The 17,692-nt window shown below is 69.0% G+C and carries 21 protein-coding genes; 12 read left to right on the top strand and 9 right to left on the bottom strand.

Translation table 11 applies throughout. The annotated features are described in order from the left end of the window. Positions 1–65: 65 nt before the first annotated feature. The 6 genes from aroA (at position 66) to ACMX37_RS06560 (ending at position 6,125) form a co-directional block, all read left to right on the top strand. Positions 66–1,382, top strand: a complete 1,317-nt coding sequence (gene aroA, locus ACMX37_RS06585; protein ID WP_483148062.1) for a 3-phosphoshikimate 1-carboxyvinyltransferase — start codon at positions 66–68, stop codon at positions 1,380–1,382. Then, entirely contained in the window at positions 1,379–1,642 is a 264-nt protein-coding gene (locus tag ACMX37_RS06580; RefSeq protein ID WP_483148061.1) for a CBU_0592 family membrane protein, read from the top strand. The genes aroA and ACMX37_RS06580 overlap by 4 nt, the downstream gene beginning before the upstream one ends. Next, positions 1,639–2,259, top strand: a complete 621-nt coding sequence (locus ACMX37_RS06575; protein ID WP_483148060.1) for a (d)CMP kinase — start codon at positions 1,639–1,641, stop codon at positions 2,257–2,259. The genes ACMX37_RS06580 and ACMX37_RS06575 overlap by 4 nt, the downstream gene beginning before the upstream one ends. A 214-nt stretch (positions 2,260–2,473) precedes the next feature. After that, entirely contained in the window at positions 2,474–4,180 is a 1,707-nt protein-coding gene (gene rpsA, locus ACMX37_RS06570; RefSeq protein WP_483148059.1) for a 30S ribosomal protein S1, read from the top strand. Positions 4,181–4,387: 207 nt separating this feature from the next. Next, positions 4,388–5,143: a hydroxyacylglutathione hydrolase gene (gloB, locus tag ACMX37_RS06565; RefSeq protein WP_483148058.1), complete on the top strand. Its 756-nt coding sequence runs from the start codon at positions 4,388–4,390 to the stop codon at positions 5,141–5,143. Between the two features lie 4 nt (positions 5,144–5,147). After that, positions 5,148–6,125 carry an NADPH:quinone oxidoreductase family protein gene (locus tag ACMX37_RS06560; protein WP_483148057.1) on the top strand — a complete coding sequence of 326 codons (978 nt, stop codon included), beginning with the start codon at positions 5,148–5,150 and terminating at the stop codon, positions 6,123–6,125. Here the strand turns inward: ACMX37_RS06560 and ACMX37_RS06555 are convergent. The 9 genes from ACMX37_RS06555 to ACMX37_RS06515 all read right to left on the bottom strand — a co-directional run bounded on the left by ACMX37_RS06555 (position 6,113) and on the right by ACMX37_RS06515 (position 13,464). After that, positions 6,113–6,721 carry a flavodoxin family protein gene (locus tag ACMX37_RS06555; RefSeq protein ID WP_483148056.1) on the bottom strand — a complete coding sequence of 203 codons (609 nt, stop codon included), beginning with the start codon at positions 6,719–6,721 and terminating at the stop codon, positions 6,113–6,115. The genes ACMX37_RS06560 and ACMX37_RS06555 overlap by 13 nt on opposite strands. A gap of 156 nt (positions 6,722–6,877) precedes the next feature. Beyond that, the gene (locus tag ACMX37_RS06550) at positions 6,878–7,408 is read right to left on the bottom strand and encodes a F0F1 ATP synthase subunit B family protein (protein WP_088914558.1); all 531 of its coding nucleotides are present in this window, start codon (positions 7,406–7,408) and stop codon (positions 6,878–6,880) included. Next, positions 7,401–7,895, bottom strand: a complete 495-nt coding sequence (locus ACMX37_RS06545; RefSeq protein WP_483148055.1) for a F0F1 ATP synthase subunit B family protein — start codon at positions 7,893–7,895, stop codon at positions 7,401–7,403. Before ACMX37_RS06545 ends, ACMX37_RS06550 begins: the two co-directional genes overlap by 8 nt. Before the next feature lie 86 nt (positions 7,896–7,981). Next, on the bottom strand, positions 7,982–8,206 hold the full coding sequence (locus ACMX37_RS06540; protein ID WP_054118254.1) for a F0F1 ATP synthase subunit C: 225 nt from the start codon (positions 8,204–8,206) through the stop codon (positions 7,982–7,984). A 64-nt stretch (positions 8,207–8,270) separates the two neighbouring features. Beyond that, the gene (locus ACMX37_RS06535) at positions 8,271–9,032 is read right to left on the bottom strand and encodes a F0F1 ATP synthase subunit A (protein WP_483148373.1); all 762 of its coding nucleotides are present in this window, start codon (positions 9,030–9,032) and stop codon (positions 8,271–8,273) included. A gap of 102 nt (positions 9,033–9,134) precedes the next feature. Next, a complete protein-coding gene (locus ACMX37_RS06530) occupies positions 9,135–9,482 on the bottom strand; it encodes an AtpZ/AtpI family protein (protein WP_483148054.1) in 348 nt (115 codons plus the stop codon). Between the two features lie 129 nt (positions 9,483–9,611). After that, complete coding sequence (locus tag ACMX37_RS06525; RefSeq protein WP_483148053.1) at positions 9,612–9,992, bottom strand: YdbL family probable chaperone protein; 381 nt, start codon at positions 9,990–9,992, stop codon at positions 9,612–9,614. A 23-nt stretch (positions 9,993–10,015) separates the two neighbouring features. Next, on the bottom strand, positions 10,016–10,294 hold the full coding sequence (locus ACMX37_RS06520) for a YnbE family lipoprotein (protein WP_483148052.1): 279 nt from the start codon (positions 10,292–10,294) through the stop codon (positions 10,016–10,018). After that, the gene (locus ACMX37_RS06515; RefSeq protein WP_483148051.1) at positions 10,291–13,464 is read right to left on the bottom strand and encodes an intermembrane phospholipid transport protein YdbH family protein; all 3,174 of its coding nucleotides are present in this window, start codon (positions 13,462–13,464) and stop codon (positions 10,291–10,293) included. Before ACMX37_RS06515 ends, ACMX37_RS06520 begins: the two co-directional genes overlap by 4 nt. A gap of 75 nt (positions 13,465–13,539) precedes the next feature. Here ACMX37_RS06515 and radC point away from each other — a divergent pair, with 75 nt between their 5' ends. From radC to ACMX37_RS06485, 6 genes are all read left to right on the top strand, one after another. Continuing rightward, a complete protein-coding gene (radC, locus tag ACMX37_RS06510) occupies positions 13,540–14,274 on the top strand; it encodes a RadC family protein (protein ID WP_483148050.1) in 735 nt (244 codons plus the stop codon). A gap of 69 nt (positions 14,275–14,343) precedes the next feature. After that, on the top strand, positions 14,344–15,654 hold the full coding sequence (purB, locus tag ACMX37_RS06505) for an adenylosuccinate lyase (RefSeq protein WP_483148049.1): 1,311 nt from the start codon (positions 14,344–14,346) through the stop codon (positions 15,652–15,654). A gap of 76 nt (positions 15,655–15,730) precedes the next feature. Then, positions 15,731–16,126: a LapA family protein gene (locus tag ACMX37_RS06500; protein ID WP_483148048.1), complete on the top strand. Its 396-nt coding sequence runs from the start codon at positions 15,731–15,733 to the stop codon at positions 16,124–16,126. Next, entirely contained in the window at positions 16,123–16,797 is a 675-nt protein-coding gene (gene pyrF / locus ACMX37_RS06495; RefSeq protein ID WP_483148047.1) for an orotidine-5'-phosphate decarboxylase, read from the top strand. The genes ACMX37_RS06500 and pyrF overlap by 4 nt, the downstream gene beginning before the upstream one ends. Before the next feature lie 11 nt (positions 16,798–16,808). Beyond that, complete coding sequence (locus ACMX37_RS06490) at positions 16,809–17,177, top strand: bleomycin resistance protein (RefSeq protein WP_483148046.1); 369 nt, start codon at positions 16,809–16,811, stop codon at positions 17,175–17,177. Continuing rightward, positions 17,174–17,689 (top strand): GNAT family N-acetyltransferase, encoded by a 516-nt coding sequence (locus ACMX37_RS06485; protein WP_483148045.1) that lies wholly within the window; start codon positions 17,174–17,176, stop codon positions 17,687–17,689. The genes ACMX37_RS06490 and ACMX37_RS06485 overlap by 4 nt, the downstream gene beginning before the upstream one ends. The last annotated feature ends 3 nt before the right edge of the window (positions 17,690–17,692 follow it).

The raw sequence follows: 17,692 nt of genomic DNA, 5'->3' as shown, positions 1-17,692 counted from the left end.
AGCCGGGCGGGCAAACGCGGCGCGCCTTGCCAGAAGCGCGGGGCGCTGTCAAAGACCGCCGCCTTATGACCAGCCACCGCTTCACGTCCATGGGTCCGCTGCGGGGCGCGATCCGCGTTCCGGGCGACAAGTCGATCAGCCACCGTTCGCTGATGTTTGCAGGCCTCGCGGTGGGCCGCAGCACCATCCACGGCCTGCTCGAGGGCGAGGACGTGCTGGCGACCGCGGCAGCGATGCGCGCCTTCGGAGCGCAGATTGCGCGCGGGGAGGACGGCAGCTGGACGGTCGACGGCGTCGGGGTCGGCAGCCTGCTCGAGCCGAAACAGGCGCTCGACATGGGCAATTCCGGCACCTCGACGCGGCTGCTGATGGGCCTCGTCGCGAGTCATGCCATCACCGCGACCTTCATGGGTGACGCGAGCCTATCGGGCCGCCCGATGAAGCGCGTCATCGATCCGCTGTCGCTGATGGGCGCCAGTTTCGAAGCGAGCGCGGGGGGCACCCTCCCCCTGATGCTGCGCGGGGCGAGCCCCGCAGTGCCGATCACCTACCGCCTCCCCGTCGCGAGCGCGCAGGTGAAAAGCGCGGTGCTGCTCGCCGGGCTCAACACCCCCGGCATCACCCGCGTCATCGAGCCCGTCCCGACCCGCGACCATACCGAGCGGATGCTGACCGGCTTCGGCGCCAAGCTGGAAGTCGGTCAGGAAAACGGCGAGACCGTGATCGCCATCCACGGCGAGGCGGACCTGAAGCCGATGGACGTTGTCGTCCCGGGCGATCCCTCCTCGGCTGCCTTCTTCATGGTCGCCGCCACGCTGGTGCCGGGGAGCGACCTCACCATCATGAACGTCGGCCTCAACCCGACCCGCGCCGGGCTGCTCCATGTGCTGCGCCAGATGGGTGCCGATATCGAGGAAGTGGACCCCCGCGAGGTCGGCGGCGAGCCGGTCGCGGACCTGCGCGTGCGCCATGCAGCCCTCACCGGCGTTGAGGTCGATCCGGCCATTGCGCCGAGCATGATCGACGAATTCCCGGTCCTCTTCGCCGCCGCCGCGCTGGCTCAGGGCACCACCCGCACCACCGGCCTCGAGGAACTGCGCGTCAAGGAAAGCGACCGCCTCGCCGCTATGGCCGCCGCGCTGACCGCCGCGGGCGCGCGGGTCGAGGAACACGAGGACGGCCTCACCATTCACGGCACCGGCGGCGAGCCGCTGCGGGGCACCGCCGAGGGCTGCGTCAAGTCGCTGCTCGACCACCGCATTGCAATGAGCATGGCGGTCGCGGGTCTTGTCAGCGCGGAAGGGGTCGAGGTCGACGACATCAGCCCCATCAACACCAGCTTCCCGACCTTCATGGGCCTGCTGCAAGAGGCTGCGGCGTGAACACCCCGCTCGACTGGCCCAGCATCGTCGGCCTGTTCGGCACGGCCTGCATCATCGGCGCCTATGCCTATCTGACGCTGGCGAAGACGACCAATCCCTTCGTGCTCCACGGCACCAACCTGCTCGGCGCCGCGCTGCTGACGGTCTCGCTGATCTACCACACCAATTGGGCGAGCCTCGTGCTGGAGTTCTTCTGGGCTTCCATCGCGCTGCTCGGGCTGGTGAAGGCCTGGCGCGGACGCGGGGAGGCAGCGGAATGATCATCGCGGTCGACGGTCCGACAGCCTCCGGCAAGGGCACCATCGCCAAGGCGCTCGCCGCGCATTTCGGCCTGCCCCATCTCGACACCGGCCTCCTCTACCGCGCGGTCGGACGGCAGGTGCAGATCAACGGCACCGACCCCGACGATCCGCACGCGGCGCTCGCGGCCTGCGACTTCGCCGATGCCCTGCTCGATGACGACATCCTGCGCTCCGAGGAGGTCGGCGGGTTCGCGAGCCGCGTCTCCGTCCACCCCGACGTGCGCCACGCGCTCTACCAGCGCCAGCGCGCCTTCGCGACGCAGGAAGGCGGCGCGGTGCTCGACGGGCGCGACATCGGAACCGTCATCGCGCCCGAGGCGCAGGTGAAGCTGTTCGTAACCGCCAGCGTGGCCGAGCGCGCGCGGCGGCGCTGGCTCGAGATGACGGGCCGCGGGATCGCCGTCGCCCTTGCAGACATCGAACGCGACATCGCCGCCCGCGACGCGCGCGACATGGGCCGCAAGGATGCCCCGCTCATCGCCGCCCCTGATGCGCTGGTGCTCGACACCACCCATTTCGGCCGCGACGCCGCGATCGAGGCCGCGATCGAGGCCGTGCTGGCCCGCGCCGGCTGAGCCGGTTTTCCTTGCTTTTCGCGCAGGCCTCGCCTAGGCGCAGCCCCGTTCTCGCAATCATCCAAGGTTGAAGGAACCCTCGCGTCCGGCATGGGGCCGCGCGGGGAAGTCTGCCTCTTGCCCCGCCAGCCCCGGCAATGGTGCCTGGGAAGCGGAGAAAGACCCCGGAAAAACCGGTGGCCGGTAGCACAACGAAACAGGACCTGCTGACCTTATGGCAACCCAGATGCCCACCCGCGCTGACTTTGAAGCGCTTCTCAACGAACAGCTCGGCGGCGCCGGCGACGAAGGCTTCGAAGGCCGCGTCGTCAAGGGCACCGTCACCGCGATCGAGAACGGCTTTGCCGTGATCGACGTCGGCCTCAAGAGCGAAGGCCGCATCTCCCTCAAGGAATTCTCGCGTGGCGAGGACGACCACGGCCTGACCGTCGGCGGCGAAGTCGAAGTCTTCGTCGACCGCGTCGAGAACGCCGATGGCGAAGCCATGCTCTCGCGTGACCGCGCCCGCCGCGAAGCCGCCTGGGACAAGCTCGAAAGCGAATTCGGCGAAGGCAAGCGCGTCGAAGGCCGCATCTTCGGCCGCGTCAAGGGCGGCTTCACCGTCGACCTCGACGGCGCCGTGGCCTTCCTCCCCGGCTCGCAGGTCGACATCCGCCCGGTGCGCGACGTCACCCCGCTGATGGACGTGCCGCAGCCCTTCCAGATCCTCAAGATGGACCGTCGCCGCGGCAACATCGTCGTCTCGCGTCGTGCCGTGCTCGAGGAAACCCGCGCCGAACAGCGCAGCGAGCTCATCAATGACCTGGTCGAAGGCCAGATCATCGACGGCGTCGTCAAGAACATCACCGATTACGGCGCCTTCGTCGACCTCGGCGGCATCGACGGCCTTCTGCATGTCACCGACATGAGCTACAAGCGCGTCAACCACCCGAGCGAAGTGATCGCCATCGGCGACACCGTGACCGTGCAGATCGTGCGCATCAACGCCGAAACGCAGCGCATCAGCCTCGGCATGAAGCAGCTCGAAAGCGATCCGTGGGATGGCGTGGCCGCCAAGTATCCGGTCGGCATGAAGCTCACCGGCCAGGTCACCAACATCACCGAATACGGCGCCTTCGTGGAGCTGGAGCCGGGCATCGAGGGCCTCGTCCACGTCTCGGAAATGAGCTGGACCAAGAAGAACGTCCACCCGGGCAAGATCGTCTCGACCTCGCAGGAAGTCGACGTGATGGTGCTGGAAGTCGACAGCGACAAGCGCCGCATCAGCCTCGGACTCAAGCAGGCCCAGCGCAATCCGTGGGACGAGTTCGCCGAGAAGCACCCGGTTGGCTCGGTCGTCGAAGGCGAAGTCAAGAACGCGACCGAATTCGGCCTGTTCGTCGGCCTCGACGGCGACGTCGACGGCATGGTGCACATGTCGGACATCGCCTGGGGCATCTCGGGCGAGGACGCGCTGGCGCTCCACCGCAAGGGCGAGATGGTCAAGGCCGTCGTGCTCGATGTGGACGTCGAGAAGGAGCGCATCAGCCTCGGCATGAAGCAGCTCGAAAAGGGCGCGCCCTCGGCTGAAGGCACCGCCAGCGGCTCGAGCCTGCGCAAGAACCAGACCGTCACCGTCACCGTGCTCGAAGTGCGCGACGGCGGCCTCGAGGTGCAGGTCGGCGAAGACGGCGCGACCGGCTTCATCAAGCGTTCGGACCTCGGCCGCGACCGCGACGAGCAGCGCCCCGACCGCTTCCAGGTCGGCAGCAAGGTCGACGCGATGGTGATCGGCTTCGACCGTTCGAAGAAGCCGAACTTCTCGATCAAGGCGCGCCAGATCGCCGAAGAGAAGGAAGCGGTTGCGCAGTTCGGCTCGTCGGACTCGGGCGCTTCGCTCGGCGACATTCTCGGCGCCGCCCTCAAGAAGGGTCAGGATTGATCTTGAGGCGCTCGCGCCTGTGCGCGAGCGTCCTCGGTGCTGTTCCCTTCGCTAAGCTTCGGGGCGCCTGCGGCTCGACCGCGCGGCCTCGTGGCCCCTGCGGGTCCGGGGATCGGCAAATTCAATCCGGCGTGAACGTGGAACAGGCCCGCTTGCTTCGGCAGGCGGGCCTTTTCACATGCCGCCCATGGGCGTAAGGTCGCGCGCATGATCCACGTGCACCAGTTCCCCTGCCTCAGCGACAATTACGGCTATCTCGTCCACGACACCGAGAGCCATGAAACCGTCGCGATCGACACCCCGGACGCGAAGCAGTACCTGCTCGAGGCGGACATGAAGGGCTGGAAGATCACCCAGATCTGGAACACCCACTGGCACCCCGATCATGCCGGGGGCAACGCGCATATCCAGGAAGAGACCGGCTGCACCATCCTCGGCCCCGCAGAGGTCGCGGGCAAGTTCCCGCTCGACCGTACGGTGACGGACGGCGAGACCGTGATGATCGGCGGTGTCGAGGCGCGCGTGATCGACGTTTCGGGCCACACCAACGGCCACATCGCCTTCCACCTGCCCGAGGCCGGCATCGCCTTCGTCGGCGATTCGATCTTCGCGCTCGGCTGCGGGCGGATGTTCGAGGGCGAGCCCGGGCAGTTCTGGGATAGCCTGTCGCGCATCAAGGCCCTGCCCCCCGAGACGCTGCTCTACTGCGCGCACGAATACACCGCGTCGAACGCGAAGTTCGCGGCCCATGCCGATCCCGACAACGTCGCGCTTCACGACTACATCGACGAGATCACCGCCAAGCGCGCCAAGGACGAGCCGACCGTCCCCACCACGCTGCGCCGCGAGCTCGCCACCAACCCCTTCCTGCGCGCCGACGATCCCGACATGATGGCGCGCTGGGGCGGCAGCACCCCGGCCGAGACTTTCGCGGCCCTGCGCGCGGCCAAGGACAATTTCTAGCCCCATGCAGGCCCTCAGGGTCGAACGGCTCTCGTCCGACCTGTCGGGCGTGACCCTGACAGACGTGCCCCCGCCGGAGCGCCGCCCGGGCGAGGTGCTCGTGCAGGTGCGCGCCGCCTCGCTCAACTTTCCCGACCTGCTGATGACGCGCGGCAAATACCAGTTCAGGCCCGAGGTGCCCTTCACCGGCGGCCTCGAATTCGCCGGCGTGGTGCTGGAGGCCGACGCCGGCAGTGGCTTTTCCCCCGGCGACAGGGTGACGGGCGGTAACAAGACCGGCGCTTTCGCGCAGATCGCCTGCGTCCCCGCCGAGAGGCTCTCGCCCATGCCCGCGGGGCTCGACTTCCCTGCCGCGGCCGCGATGGGTGCGGCCTATTCTACGGCCTTCACCGGCCTGGTGGAGCTGGGCGGCCTGAGTGAGGACCAGTCGGTGCTGGTCCACGGCGCCAGCGGCGGGGTGGGCCTTGCCGCCTGCGACCTCGCGCGCGCGCTCGGTGCCCGGGTGATCGCCACCACAGGCTCGCCCGACAAGGCGGAGCGCATCGCCGCCCTCGCCCGCCCCGAAGCCGTGATCGCCGCAGAAGGGCGCTTCCGCGAACAGGTCGCCGAACTGACGGGCGGCCACTTGGCCGACATCGTGTTCGACCCGGTCGGCGGCGACGTGTTCGACGAATCGACCCGCTGCGTCGCTTTCGGCGGCAAGCTGGTGGTGGTCGGCTTCACGAGCGGACGGATCGCCGACATCTCCACCAACATCCCGCTGATCAAGGGCTTCAGCATCGTCGGCCTGCGCGCGGGCGAATATGCCCGCCGCTTCCCCGAGCGGGGCCGCGCCATCAACCGTGCGATTGCGAAGCTTGCCGAAGCGGGCGCAATCACTCCCGCGATCGACCGCATCCTGCCGCTGTCGCGCTGGCGCGAGGGCTTCGAGGCGATGGCGCGGCGCGAACTGGTCGGCAAGGTGGTGTTTCAGCCGGGATAGGGCGCATCCTTGAGCAGCCGCGCGAGATGCGCGGCATTGCCGGCGACCATCGCGGCGGTCTTCGTGACCTTCTCCGGCACCTCGTCCAGGTCCTTGAAGTCGGTGCTGCCCATCGCCTCGCCCACCCAGTAGCACGCCGCCACGGCGGGTATGGTCCAGCCCGTGTCGTTCAGGGACTGGAACAGCTGCGAGGAGGCCCAGTGCGCTCCGTCCTCGTTGCCCACGATCGCCGCCACCGCGACCTTGCCGTAGCTCGGCATACGGCCCTTGTCGTCGGTTTCGGAGAGGAAGGCGTCCATCCGCTCGTGCACCCGTCTGGCGACGGACGACGCCTGCCCGAGCCAGATCGGTGTGCCGAACACGAGAATGTCGGCGGCGAGGATCTGCTTGCGGATCGCGGGCCAATCGTCGCCCTCGCCCTCGTCTGACGTCACCCCCGGCCTGACGTTGTGGTCGGCGATGCGGATCGGCTTACCGAGCGTCACGTCATGCTTCTCGAAGGCCTTTCGCAGCACGGCGATCATCGCGTCGGTCGAACTGTCGCGCGCGTCCGATGCGGCAAGCGAGCAATTGATGGCGCAGGCGGTGAGCGGCATGGGGCGGGTCTCCTTCGCAAAGGAAGAAGAAGCTGCTTCCCGGCGCCTTTGTTTCGCCGGGACCGCCTGCCCGCCCCGCCGGCGCGGCGGGCCGTGCGCCACGAAAAAAGGGCGGCCCCGCAGGACCGCCCTTCGATGTCTCTTATTTAGCGCCGCTCAGAGCGAGGCGATCACCTCGTCGGCGAGCCGCTTGTCGGCGGCACCGTCATGCGCGCGCGCGATCAGAACCTTCGAAGCTGCTGCGGCGGCGGTCACGGCCTTGGCCTTGACCTCGGCAACCGCGGCGCGCTCGGCAGCGGCGATCTTGTCTTCGGCCATCCGCTGACGGCGGGCGACCATCACCTCGCTGTCGGCCTCGGCCTTCGCGAGGATCGCGTCGGCTTCCTCGCGCGCGCCTGCCAGCATCGCCTCGGCGTCCTTCTCGGCCGATGCGATCTTGGCGGCATATTCTGCGCGCAGGGCCTCGGCCTCGGCGCGCAGGGTCTTGGCTTCGTCGAGCGCGGCGCGGATCGCGGCGATCTTGGAATCGAGCCCGCCGGTGATGAGGCCGGGGACCTTCTTCCACAGGAAGACACCGATCAGCACGGTCATCGCGAGGGCGACCCACTGGTACGAATCGAGGCCCAGCACGCCCGGTTCGGCATGGCCTTCGGCCCCGCTGGCGAGCAGCATCAGAATGTCAGCCATGCGCCATCACCTCCTTGACCGCGGCCTCGGCGGCGGCGGGTTCGACTTCGGCACCGGCGACCCGGGCGACGATGTCGCGTGCGGCTTCGGCGGCGACGCCCTCGATCTCGGCCATCGCGCTGCTGCGCGCGGCCTCGATCGCGGCTTCGGCCTCGGCGAGGCGGGCATCGAGCCGGCCCTGCGTCTCGGCAAGCTTGGCCGCGCTGGCGGCTGCCGCCTTGGCCTTGGCCGCGCCGATCAGCTCCTGCGCCGCAGCACGATTAGCGTTCTCGCGCGAGCGCCAGGCCGCTTCCTCGGTATCGGCAGCGTCACGCGCCGCCTGCGCCGCGGCGAGATCGCCGGCGATCTGGTTGTCCCGCAGCTCCACCGTGCCGAGGATCTTGGGAACCATCCCAAGACCGACGACCACGAAGGTGAGGCCGAAGAACAGCAGCAGCCAGAACACCTGGCTCGACAGCGTCTCGGCGATTTGTTCAATCTGAGGCATGGTCCGCCCTTGTTACCGGCAGTTCGCGAGGAGGGCGCCGGCACGCAGGCGAGGCATGGCCCCGCCCGCGCCCGGCGCGCCCGATCTTAGCGGAAGATCAGCAGAACGGCGATAACGAAGGCGAGCAGGCCGAGAAGTTCGGCGGCCGCGAAGCCGATGAACAGGCGGCCCTGCTGGCCGTCGGCGGCACCCGGATTGCGCAGCGCGCCTTCGAGGAACGAGGCGAAGACGTTGCCCACGCCGAGCGCGGCGAGGCCGGCGCCGATAGCGGCGAGACCGGCACCGAGGAGAGCTGCAGCAGTTGCGTCCATGATATCAAACTCCTTGAGTAAAATCTGTGTGATGGTGAGGGTTTCTAAGAGAGCCCGCGAGCTCTCAGTGAAGGTTTTCCGCGTCGTTGATGTAGAGCGAGGTCAACAGCGCGAAGACGTAGGCCTGGATACCCGCGACGAGGATCTCGAGCGCGCTGATCGCGACCATCAGGACGAAGCTCGGCACGCCGACGAGCACGCCGGTGCCGATCCCGCCGCTGCCTCCGGCGATCACGAAGCTCGCCAGCACCTTGAGCAGGACGTGGCCGGCCATCATCGCGACGAACAGACGCAGCGCCAGGCTGAAGGGGCGGACCATGAAGGACACGAGCTCGATCAGGCTGATCGGCAGCGCGAGGAACGCGGGCGTGTTCGCGGGCCAGAACAGCGAGAAGAAGTGGAGACCGTGCTTCCAGAAGCCGACGATCAGCACGATCGAGAAGCTCATGATCGCCAGCACGCCGGTCGCGGTGAAGTGGCTCGTGAAGGTGAAGGCGTGCACCCCCGGGATCAGACCGAGCGGCACGAGGCCGAGCAGGTTCCCGAACAGGATGAACATGAAGAGCGTGAAGATGTAGGGCACGTACTTGCGCCCGGCCTTGCCGACATTGGCCTCGAGCAGATCGTCGATGAAGCCGGTCATCGTCTCGACCGCCATCTGCCAGCGGCCCGGCACCAGCTCGCGCTTCATGCCGCCCGCGACGAACACCCAGACGAGGATGGCGGTCACGGCCATCCACAGCGCGGAATTGGTGAACGCGATGTTGATCCCGTCGGCCAGCTGCCAATCGGACCCCAGCAGGGGTTCGATGGTGAACTGCTTCATCGGATCGACCTTGCCTTCTTCGGCTGCCACGATCGAAAGATCCCCAAATGTTTCACATGAAACACGCCCCTTCGACGGGGCCTGGAGGGGATCCGGAGGGGTCTATCCCTCGTCGTCCCGGCTCTGGACCTCATCTGCGGGGCGCGTGTTCGCGCTCAGGATAATGCTTCTGAAAGCCGAGGCCGTTCCGAGGAACAGCCCGCCTAACAGACCCCAGGGCGCGATTCCCAGCATTGCGTCGAGCGCAAAGCCGATCACCAGGCCGCCGATGATCCCGCCCAGAAGACTGGCCAAAGCGCGGTTGCCGCTGCGGTAATTCGCATCGACACCCTTCACCTGTGGCCGGTTGCGCTGCTCTTCGCGCTCGCGTGCGGCCCTGAGCCGCGCTTCGAGCGCGTCGATCCGCGCATCCTCGTGAATGGGTTCTCGGGCGGGTTTCTCGTCGCTCATGCCTTGATCCCCTAAGAGCAAGACCAGCACACGCGCAACCAGGTGCCCGCCGAGGGCGCCGACCCCTTAGAAGGGGGGCACATATGTGTCAACATCGCCCAAGGGCCAGATTGTGCAGGTGCGAAAAAATCAGGGACAGCGCGGATCGCGCAGCGGCGCGGCGGTGGTGCGGGTCTGCCACGAGCCGTCGGGGCCCATGTATTTCTCGCCCGGCTTGGTCGCCGCGATCGCGAGGCAGCCGGAGGTGAAGGCATAGGCCTCTGGCGTCGCCTTGTTCTCCAGCGCCTTCTCGGCATAGACGGCCTTGCGCTTGATGTTGATGTCGTTGACCAGCCGCTGCAGCGCCGGATCGGCATCGCCGACGATCCCGAGATAGCCGTCGGGCTTCTCGCCGACCTTGCCTGCCTCGCGCGCGGCGGCATAGGCAGGGTCGCGCTGGGCGAGCGCGGGGCCGGCCACGAGGCCGAGCGCGGCCGCGGCGGCGATCCCGGCAAGAATGGCACTGCGCATCGTGTTTCCTCCTTGTCGCGGCATCAGAAGATGTCCGCGTTTTGCTCGATCGTGTTCTTCGCATCCTCCGCCAGGCGAAGGATCACTTCCTGCCGGATGTTGACGTTGAGCTCGATCACGATCGGCTTGTCCGGGGCGGCGATGTTGATGCAGCCCGCGAGCATTGCCGAAAGGACCAGGCCCGCACCCGCCAACGCCCGGCGCCGGTTGCTGCCTGTCCGCTCCATGGTGCCTGCCCGTGCCCCCTTCATGCCCGGAGGTGTGGCAGCGCGCCGCGGCGCGGTCAATTCGTGGTGCATCATGGCTGGCTTTCGCTTTCGGGAGGTTGAACGGGATCGCGGGGCACGAGCCGCCCGCTCTCGACGCGGTAGCGTTCCTCGAGGTTGCCGAGATAGCCGACATCCCAGAACGACCGCACCATCGTGGCGAGCTCGTAGAAATTCTCCGACCGGACATTGACCCGGAACCGGATCGGAAGCTCGGCGAGGCGGCGGGTGATGAAGTTGCGGCTCGTCCCCGCCCCCTGCCGCACCCCGTCGAAATTGAAGCTGGTGACGATCTCGCCCGCAAGGTCGCCGCCGAGGCCCACGCTCATCTGGCGATAGTCGAGCGAGCGCAGGGCCGAGAAGGCGTAGTTGCCCATCGTGCCGAGGTCCTCGTAGGTGAGTTCGCCGACATAGGCGACATTGCCCCCGCCCTCCCGCGCGATCAACATCCCGCCCTCGATCCGGCCATTGCCCTGGGCGTCGAAGACGATCGGCACGGTCCCGTCGAAGATGCCGGTGGCCGAGAGATTGGTCAGCTCCATCTGCGCGACGAACTGCGCGGCATCGAGGCCGACCACCTCGAAGACGTAGCGGCGCTCCTCGGGCTTGCCGAAATCCATCTCCAGCGGGCGCAGCAGCAGCGTGCCGCCCATCAAGGGGAAACGCGCGTCCTCGACGCTGAGCACCGTGCCGTCGCGCAGTTCGAACTGGATCGTGCCGGCAAGCACCTCGACCCCGGGATTGATCGCCGCGACGGTGAGGCGCTGGTCGGGCGCGGTGGTGAGATTGACGAGGTCGGTGAACACGACCTTGCCGGCAAGGCCCCGCACCGGCCCGAAGGCGGCGGCGAAGTCGAACCCGTCGCTGGCGAAGGTGCCCGAACTGGTGATGTCCCCGCCCCGCCAGTCGATCCGGCCATTGCCGCTGACGGTGCCATCGGCCAGCGCGATGACGCCCTTGGCGAGATAGGACAGGTCCTCGGGCTGAAGCGCGGCGTCGAAGGCGATACCGGGCACGGTGAAGCGCGCCCCGCCCGCGGCGGTATCGAGATCGTGGGTAACCGCGACATCGGCAACCTCGCGGCCCGATCCGGGATGCTGCAAGCGGGCATTGGCGGTGATGCGATTGTCGGCGAGCGTCAACGCCGCGCCTTCCGCCTTGAGCGGGGCGAAGCGCGCAGGGGCGCCCGCCTCGGGCCGGTCCAGAAGGGTGAAGGCCCCGCCGGTCACCTTGAGCGCGCCCTCGGCGAAGGCCCAGCGGCCGCCCACCGCGTCGAGATCGAAGGGCACCGCCGCGAGCCGCGCCTTGCCGCCCGCGAAGGTCCCGACAGTCTCGCCCGCAAGGCTGCCCTCAAGGCTGGCGGCGGCAAGGCTGATCGCGTTTTCGCCGCTGCCGATATTGGCGGCGAGGTTCTCGATGCGGAACGTCCCCGGATAGCGCAGCACTGCGCCCGCCGCCGCGAGGCTTGCGGGGCTTTCGCCCATCGTGCCCGCAAGCCGCAGCGCGCCGGTGCGGGCGGCGAGGCGCAACCCATCGCGCCAGGCGAGGATCGGGCCGCCGCGCTCGGGGCACAGGGTGATCGCCTGCCCCTGGAGCGCGAGGCCCGAAAGCGCGAGGCTGGCAAAGCGCAGCGGGGTGCAGCGCGTGCCCAGCGCGAGGCCCGCGCCCTGCGACCACGAGCCCTCGAGCGGGACGGAAAGATCCTCGATCCCGCCGCCCGGCAGGTCGCCGCTTGCGGTCAGCAGGCCGTCGAACCGCACCGCCCCGCCCGGCGCGGCGCGCAGGGTCAGTCCCGGGATCGCGAGGCGGTTGGCGCCCGCCGCATAGTCGGCCATCGCGAGGCGCATGGTCCAGCCGCCGTTCGCCCCTTGCGCGATGCGGGCGTTGATGTCGGGCAGGCCCTCGCCGCCGGCGAGCAGGTTGCCGCTCAATCCGGTGAGCCCGCCCTCGCCCAGCCCCGCGCTTGCCCGCGAAAGCGCCAGCACGCGCGTGCCGCGACGGGTGGCGAGGCTCGCCTCGGGGATGACCACCGAGGCCTCGTTGCCCCTGTGCCGTAAGGTCGCGTCGGCGGCGATGCTCGCTCCGGCGAGGCCTGCCTCGAGGCTGGCGCGGGCCTTGTCGAGCAGCGGCGCGGCGAGCGTGCCCTCCGCCCCGCGCGCGGCTTCGGCGAGGCTGGCGGTGAGGCCGGGCGCGGGCAAGAGGCCGGTGCCGCGCAGCGATCCTTCCCACTGGCCGCTCGCCCCGTCCGCAGTGCCGCGCCATGCCCCCTCGGCCGAAAGACGCGCCAGGCGTCCCTGCGGAGCGGCGACGCCGACGAGGGCAAGGTCATGGGCGAGCGCGATGCGGCCTTCCGACCAGCCCAGCCGCGCCGTGCCCGTCAGGCCCTCGCCCGACAGGTCGCCATAGGCCCCGCCCGCGCCCCGGATCGCCAGATCGGCTTCGGCGGCGGCGAAATCGGGCCTGAGGCTGGCCCTCGTGCCGATATCGGCCCGGGCGAGTCGGGCCGTCCCGCAATCCAGCCCCGCAATCCGCAGAGGGCCGTCGATCGCGGGCGCGCCGCCGCTGGTGGTAAGCCTGCCGTAGAGCGTCGCCCCCTCGGCGCGGCAGCCCTCGGTGCCGATCCCCGGCGCGCTCGCGGCGAGGATGCCGGCGAATCCGTCATCGAGCCGCCCCGCGCCTTCGAGCTTCACCCCGATCCGGCCGTAATCGCTCTCCACCAGCGCGCGGGCATCGCGCAGGGCAAGGTCGATCGCGGGCAGGCGCGGCGGGGCATCGCTCTCGGTGAACACCAGCGGATCGAGCGCCCCGAGGCTGACACGCCCGCCGCGCAGGCTGCCATAGAGCCGCGCGCCCTCGACCTGCACGGCGCGCACCTCGGGCCCCTGCCAGCCCGCGCCGAGCGTGACAACCATCCGCCTCACCGTCAGATCGGGCCGCGCGGGATCGCCGATGACGAGGTTGGCGATCACCTGTTCGCGCGGGGAGAGGCTGACGATATCGTAAGTGGCCGGGACGCCGTTCCCGGCGAGATAGGCGTCGATCGCATCGGCGGCGATTCGCTCGCGGGCGAGCCACGCGGTGCTCCCAGCGGCGAGCGCCACCACCGCGACGCCCGCGGCGATGCGCCTCGCCCAGCGGCGCGGCCGGGCCTGCCCCGCCTCGCCGCTCTCGGGCCCCTCGATCTGCTGCGCGTCCGCTCCCGGCATCGTCTCCAACCCTTGCGCGCTTCATCGTCCAAAGGCAATGAAGCGCGAGACGCAACGCTTGTCCGGAGGGTCGCATTGCCGGAAGCTGAAGAGGGGTTCGATTTTCTCGACGGAGCCGTGCCCGATTGGGACGCGGGCAAGGCCGCAGGAGACGGGCACCGCGCGCGGCTGCGCCAGCGGCTGCTGACCGGCGGGGCCGAGGCTCTCGCCGATTACGAGGTGCTCGAATATCTCCTCTTCGCCGCCATTCCGCGCGGCAACACCAAGCCGATCGCCAAGGCGCTGCTAGCGCAATACGGGAGCCTCGCCGGCGTGCTCAACGCCGATCCCAAGGCCTTGCAGCGCGTGAAGGGCGTGGGCGAGAACTCGGCGGCCGCGCTCAAGGCCGTCGCCACCGCCGCCCGCCGCATGGCGCGCGGGGAGATCATGGGCAAGCCGGTGCTCGGATCGTGGCAGTCGCTGATCGACTATCTCACCACCGACATGGCGCACCTCACGGTCGAGCGGGTGCGGGTGCTCTATCTCGACACCAAGAACCGCCTGATCGAGGATCACCACGTGGGCGACGGCAGCATCGACGAGGCCGCGATCCACCCGCGCGAGGTGATCCGCCGGGCGATGGACGTGGGCGCCTCTGCCATGATCCTCGTCCACAACCACCCCTCCGGCTCGCCCGAACCCAGCCGCGCCGACATCCAGATCACCCAGCGCATCGCCGAGGCCGGGCGGCACATGGGCGTGACCGTCCACGATCACGTGATCATCGGGCGCGAGGGGCATACGTCCCTGCGCGCCAGGGGACTCATCTAGCGCTCTTGCCATCCGCGCCCGCGCCGCCTAGCCCGCGCCCACGTTCGACCCCTCAACCGGAGCCGCCCGATGGTCCCCCGCTATGCCCGCCCTGCCATGACCGCCCTGTGGGAACCGGAAGCGAAATACCGCATCTGGTTCGAGATCGAGGCGCACGCGACGCAGAAGCTCGCGGACCTCGGCGTGGTGCCGCAATCGGCGGCGAAGGCGCTGTGGGACTGGTGGGCGACCGACCCGAAGATCGACGTCGAAGCCATCGACGCGATCGAGGCGGTGACCAAGCATGACGTGATCGCCTTCCTCGACTGGGTGGCGCAGCAGGTCGGCGAGGAAGCGCGCTTCATGCACCAGGGCATGACGAGCAGCGACGTGCTCGACACCACGCTCTCGGTGCAGCTCGCCCGGGCGAGCGACATCCTGCTGGCCGATCTCGACGCCCTGCTTGCCGCGATCCGCACCCGCGCCGAGGAGCACAAATACACCCCCACCATCGGCCGCAGCCACGGCATCCATGCCGAACCCGTGACCTTCGGCCTCAAGCTCGCGCAGGCCTATGCCGAGTTCAGCCGCTGCCGCACCCGTCTCGTCGCCGCACGCGCCGAGATCGCGACCTGCGCCATCTCGGGCGCGGTCGGGACCTTCGCCAATGTCGATCCGCAGGTCGAGGCTTATGTCGCCGAGCAGCTCGGCCTCGAGATCGAGCCGGTCTCGACGCAGGTCATCCCGCGCGATCGCCATGCGATGTTCTTCGCCACCCTGGGCGTGATCGCCAGCTCGATCGAGCGGCTCGCCACCGAGATCCGCCACCTCCAGCGCACCGAGGTGCTCGAGGCCGAGGAATATTTCTCCCCCGGCCAGAAGGGCTCCAGCGCCATGCCGCACAAGCGCAATCCGGTGCTGACCGAGAACCTCACGGGCCTTGCCCGCGTGGTGCGCTCCGCCGTCACCCCGGCGCTGGAGAACGTCGCGCTGTGGCACGAGCGCGACATCTCGCACTCCTCGGTCGAACGCTACATCGGGCCGGATGCGACCATCACCCTCGACTTCGCCCTCGCCCGCCTGACCGGCGTGGTCGAGAAGCTGCTGGTCTATCCGGCGCGCATGGAGAAGAACATGAACCGCATGGGCGGCCTCATCCATTCGCAGCGGGTGCTGCTGGCGCTGACGCAGGCAGGGCTGACCCGCGACGAGAGCTACCGCCTCGTCCAGAGGAACGCGATGAAGGTGTGGGAATCGGACGGCACGCTGTCGCTGCTCGATCTGCTCAAGGCCGACCCGGACGTCACCGCCGCGCTCACGCCCGAGCAGCTCGAGGAGAAGTTCGACCTCGGCTACCACTTCAAACACGTCGACACGATCTTCGCGCGCGTATTCGGGTGAGCCCCGCGATGCTGGACAAGGGAGCCGAATTGCTTAGGTTCGCTGAGGGCAACGGCCACCGGGAGAGAGACCGCTCGTGAAGATCCTGCGCACCATTGTCTGGGTTCTCGCGGCCCTCGGCTTCCTCATCTTCGCGATCTACAACTGGCAGCCGGTCGAGCTCAGGCTGTGGCAGAACCTCGTGCTGGAAACCAAGGTGCCGGTGCTGGCGCTGCTCGCCTTCGTCGCCGGGTTCCTGCCGATGTGGGCGGTGCACCGCAGCGTGACCTGGGGGCAGGCCCGCCGCATCCGCGCGCTGGAAAACTCGCTCAAGAACACCGCGATGGCGCACCGCGCCGACACCACGACGGCCGCGAATGCCGCCCACGCGGCGGACAGCCCTGTGGACAAGACCGGCAAAAGCGCGGGAGAACAGTCGGATTTCTTCGCGCGCGGCGATAGTGGCGGGGGCGAAGCAGGGGGCGGCGAATGAGCAATCCGGTCTATCTGGCGCTCGATGTGCCGCAGCTCGAACCGGCGAAGGCGCTGGTCGAGAAGGTCAAGGCCCATGTGGGCGGCGTGAAGCTCGGGCTCGAGTTCTTCTGCGCCCACGGCGCGCACGGGGTGCACGAGATCGCACATTGCGGCCTGCCGATCTTCCTCGACCTCAAGTTCCACGATATCCCCAACACCGTCGCCGCCGCGATGCAGGCGATCCACGTCTACGAGCCCGCGATCGTCACCGTCCACGCGAGCGGCGGGCGCGCGATGATGGAGGACGCCAAGGCGGCGGCTGCGGCGGGCACCAAGGTGGTCGCGGTGACGATGCTCACCAGCCTCGATGCGAGCGACCTCACCAGCACAGGCGTCTATGGCAGCGCCGAGACGCAGGTCATGCGCCTTGCCGAACTCGCCCATGCGGCGGGGCTGGACGGGATCGTGTGCTCCGGCCAGGAGGTCGGCATGGTGAAGAAGGCATGGCGCGACGGCTTCTTCGTCGTCCCCGGCCTCAGGCCCAGCGGCAATGGCACCGGCGACCAGAAGCGCGTCGTCACCCCCCGTCAGGCCCGCGACAACGGCGCGAGCGTGCTCGTCATCGGTCGCCCGATCAGCCGTGCGGAGGACCCGGCGGCAGCCGCGCGGGCGATCGAGGCGACGCTCTGACGCCCCGGTCGATGAGCGACCGCGCCACCCCCAACCTGCCCGCGCGCGACTTCGCGGCGACGGAGGCGTTCTATGCCAGGCTCGGCTTCGAGGTGGACTACCGCTCGTCCGGGTGGATGATCCTCTCGCGCGGCGAGGTAACGCTCGAATTCTACCCCTGGCCCGATCTCGATCCCTTCCAGTCGTCCTTTTCCTGCTGCATCCGGCTCGATGATCTCGCTGCGATCATGCGGCAGGTGGAAGCGAGCGGCGTGCCCGATGCGCGCCAAGGCATTCCTCGCTATCATCCGGCAGCGCCCGACCCGAGCGGCCTCACCATCGCCTACCTGATCGACCCGGACGGCACGTTGCTGCGCCTGATTCAGAACGACCGAGCATGACCCCCACCCTCGCCATCACCACCGCCACCCCCGCCGATGCGCCCGTGCTCAAGGCCCTGCTCGAGGCCGCCTATCGCGGCGATTCGGCGCGTCAGGGGTGGAACCACGAGGCCGACATTCTCGATGATGAGCGCATCGGCATCGACGAGCTCGACGCGATGCTCGCCGATCCGGCGGTGACGATCCTGACGGCGCGGGACGGCGGGGCGCTGATCGGCTGCGTTGCGGTGACGATGAAGGACCAGAGCCTCGGCTATCTCGGGATGCTGTGCGTCTCGCCGACGCTCCAATCCTCCGGGCTCGGCCGGCGGCTGCTCGATGCGGCGGAGGACCACGCCCGCGCCCTCGGCCTTGCGGCGATGGAGATGACGGTGATCGACAGCCGCGCAAGCCTGATCGCGTGGTATGTCCGGCGCGGCTATGCCTTGACCGGCGAGACGCGCCCCTTCCCCGTGCTGCGCGATCCGCCGGTGACCTTCGTGGTGCTGGAAAAGCCGCTCTCGCCCGCGTAAGGC

Source organism: Porphyrobacter sp. THAI-01a, from assembly GCF_056868655.1.
This window is presented reverse-complemented; position numbering and strand designations above follow the sequence as displayed.